The sequence below is a fragment of the Bacillus haikouensis genome (assembly GCF_013179555.1).
GTDB lineage: Bacteria > Bacillota > Bacilli > Bacillales > Bacillaceae_B > Rossellomorea > Rossellomorea haikouensis_A.
The window spans coordinates 1-3,572 of sequence record NZ_JABMCR010000354.1 but is presented as its reverse complement, the minus strand read 5'-3'; the positions used below and the strand labels follow the sequence as shown (position 1 = coordinate 3,572).

Sequence of the window (3,572 nt, the reverse complement as noted above, 5' to 3'; positions counted from 1 at the left end):
TAAGATATCTTTTTTCTTCAACGCCTTCCCTCCTCTTTACCCGAGTCTTATTTTAGAGTTCTTCTTCCATTGTACTGGCCACTCTTGATAAAACCAACCATATCGCTTATTTATTTTCTCTGGGTGAATGGTCTCAATTTAATAATGAGGAACAAAGTCTTGAAACTTTTCTGAACCTTTTAAGTCTAATAAAGTAGAGGTGATAGGACATGTTGAAACTGATCATCGCATTGACAGGCGCTATCGTGCTCGGGGGCTTGACCGGGTGCGGAACTTCCGACAACTCACAACAAGATGATGCTGGACTAGAGACCAGCGGCACCACTGACACAAATCAAACAGAGAAAGGGATTGTTGCAGGCAGCATGGAACCTAAGTTAATCGAGCAGGAAACAAAGAATGGACAACTGGTCTATGAATTCAAAATTAAAAATCAAACGGAGAAAGAGAAAACCCTCATCTTTTCATCCGGTCAAAAGATAGACTTCACTGTAAAGGACAAGGATGGAAAAATGGTGTACCGCGAATCCGAAAACAAAATGTATACGCAGGCTATACAGGAAATCCCGCTTAAACAAGGGGAGGAATTTACCCAGCAGCTGGTTCTGCCAAAGCTTGACAGCGGCTCATATACGTTGACAGTGTGGCTGACAGCTAAGGGAGAAGATGAGTACAAAGTGGAGAAGGATATACTCATTCCATAATCAAAAGGATTAATCCTTGTACAAGAGTTCATCCAACTTAGAATGTTGATGAAGTCCTGTACACTGATTAATCCTTCTGTTTCCTTTTAGGAACTGAGTAATAGGGATAAGCGGATTCATCCCTATACTCTATTCATCATTTTTTCCGGTTGTGCCTGCCTAACGGATCGATGAGGTCCAGTTCTTTGTTTTACGGTCGAAGATGAGCAAACCATTCGCAGGTGATTTACTGAATTGCTGATAATCTTCAATCATTTCATCCATGTTGAAATAGTCACCAATGACCCAGATTGGAATCTCGATCTTCCCTCTGCTCACAATGGCTTTTTCTATCGAAATGATCATTCCTTCCTTGATCTTCTCTTTAAAAGAAGTGATGATCTGAGAACCGACAACTGGGAACTGTTTTTCCTTTTTCATGCCGAATAATCCTTTTCCGCCTTTGACGCTCCCCAATTTCGAAGCCACTGTTGAACCTAATATCTCATAAAAGTCATCAAAGTCACGGTAGTAAATTTTATTAAACCATCCATCATCATGGGAAAGGTATGCGAATCGGTTGTTCAATTTCGAATAAAACGGTGCATTCAGCGGCTGCTTCAGATGCCCCATGTAGAGAAGCTCTGCAATTTCCTGTCCGTTCAATTCATTGACCCCTGCTTCTTCGTCAAAATCGATCCAGCAGAAGTCACCGTATCCCTCCACATTATCACTTGTGATTTTCTCCATCTCTTCCTGTTCAACATATTCAAGATGAGTATGAATGTTAAATGCTCCATGTTCATATTGATGTTTGATCAAGAGTAAGCTTTTTAGAGGCTGCGGTGTATGTAATGCAAATTCCCGAAAGTTAATTCCATAGGAAACTACATATTGCCGATCTGTATTTTTATGAACATAGATGATATCTTTGATTTGCTTGTTTGACTTCAAAACATTCCCTCCATCTGATTTACACGATGCGTTTCCACTAGTTTCTATTTTAGCAAAGAAACATGGATATCGTTCTTTTCTATTTCATTTCAAAATGATGACAAAAGTCGCAGGAAACTGTCGAAAAAAGTCATTTGACAGGATACGCTGCTTATTGAACAAGCAAAAACCGCATCGGATCCGATAGTACAGAAGGCTCGCTGCCTTCTTTTAAGAGGTTTTTGTGTCGTTTCATTCAGTCTTAAGCTTTCTAGCTAAATAGGAAAGGAAATGTTACATTTGAACACGGGAGTTTTCTTTTTGGATTCCCAGTGCATTCATGTAATATATGGAAAAGGGGATGCTGTATGCCCTGACAAATTCTTCATTACCTGCAGTCTGCTGTCATTTCATCTTTTCCATTACTATAAATAGTTGAAAAATAAGCCTGTTGTAAATGGCAGCCAGTAGAAATTTTCCTTCGTTTCTATTAGACTAGGAATGTGAAATCTTACGAAATTCAGGTGAAATGATTATGGAAACTCGCCAGCGATTTGCTGATAAATTTGACTGGGGACTTGCGTTTTTATTGATGATGTTCTTTATCGTCAGTGCTCTTGGTATAAGCAGCGCACAGACCTCCAGTGTATACGAAACAAATTTCGTCATCCGCCAGGCCTTCTGGTATGTGGTTGGAGGAATTATTATCGGTGGAGCACTATTCTTTGACCCAGAGCAATATAAACGGCTCTCCTGGTATCTTTATGGTCTTGGTATAGTCTTGCTCCTTGTGTTGCTCATTTCTCCCGAAAGCATCGCACCCTACCGGAATGGAGCGAAGAGCTGGTTCATGCTCGGACCTTTGGGATCGATACAGCCTTCTGAATTCATGAAAACTTTTTTGATCCTTGTTCTTGCCAGGATCATTACAATCCATCATGAAATGAACCCTAGAAAGACGATTGAAACAGATTTCAAACTGCTGTTAAAAATCGGCGGAGCCACTATTTTGCCGCTCGCATTCATCATGCAGCAGCCTGACTTGGGTACATCTCTTGTTATTCTTGCAATCATGACAGGGATCATCCTTGTCTCGGGGATAACATGGAAAATCATCGTCCCTATTTATGCTTCGATTACATTCCTGGGCGGGATTGTCATTTCCCTTGTCATATGGGCTCCGGAATTACTGGAAAAATATTTAAATGTGAAGCCTTATCAATTCGGACGGATATATGCATGGCTTGATCCGTATAACTATTCCAAGCTGGAAGGATTCCATTTGATCAATTCCTTGAATGCGATTGGATCCGGTCAGATTTTTGGAAAGGGCTATAATGACGGAGAAGTATATATCCCCGAGAACCATACCGACTTCATCTTCAGTGTCATTGGTGAAGAATACGGGTTTATTGGTGCAAGTGTGGTCATCAGTCTCTACTTCCTGTTAATCTATCATCTGACCAAGACGGCTCTGGACACGAAAGAACAGTTTAATGCCTACGTATGTGCAGGGATCATCTCGATGATTACATTCCACGTCTTCCAAAACATCGGTATGACGATTCAATTATTGCCGATCACAGGTATCCCGCTTCCCTTCATCAGTTACGGGGGGAGTTCCTTGATGGGGAACATGCTGGCTCTGGGTATTGTATTCAGTATGAGGTTCCATCATAAAACGTATATGTTCTCTTCTGAAGATTCATAGCAATTAATGTTGTATTTATCTCCAAACTGTGTAAAATAATATCTAACTATATACAAAATATTCTATGATGAAGAAAGTAATTCTGACGTGGATCCATTAGCGAACCAGGGGTGGTGCAAGCCTGGTGTGAAACCCGGAATGAAGCGCACTTCTGAGAAGTCTTTCCCGAAACCAGTAGTGAAAGACCGGTTTGCACCGTTAACCTTTGAGCGCCTTCGGGAAAAAAGAGTGGTACCGCGAGAACA

3 protein-coding genes are annotated in these 3,572 nt (G+C 41.0%); 2 read left to right on the top strand and 1 reads right to left on the bottom strand.

Annotated elements, in window-relative coordinates:
* Positions 1-209 precede the first annotated feature (209 nt).
* Entirely contained in the window at positions 210-704 is a 495-nt protein-coding gene (locus HP456_RS21330; protein ID WP_172254848.1) for a BsuPI-related putative proteinase inhibitor, read from the top strand.
* A gap of 159 nt (positions 705-863) precedes the next feature.
* Here the strand turns inward: HP456_RS21330 and HP456_RS21325 are convergent, their stop codons facing one another.
* Entirely contained in the window at positions 864-1,637 is a 774-nt protein-coding gene (locus HP456_RS21325; RefSeq protein WP_172254846.1) for a hypothetical protein, read from the bottom strand.
* Positions 1,638-2,151: 514 nt separating this feature from the next.
* On the opposite strand from HP456_RS21325, the gene HP456_RS21320 reads away from it, so the two are divergent.
* Positions 2,152-3,327, top strand: coding sequence for an FtsW/RodA/SpoVE family cell cycle protein (locus HP456_RS21320; protein WP_172254844.1), 1,176 nt, complete (start codon positions 2,152-2,154; stop codon positions 3,325-3,327).
* Positions 3,328-3,572: the final 245 nt, after the last annotated feature.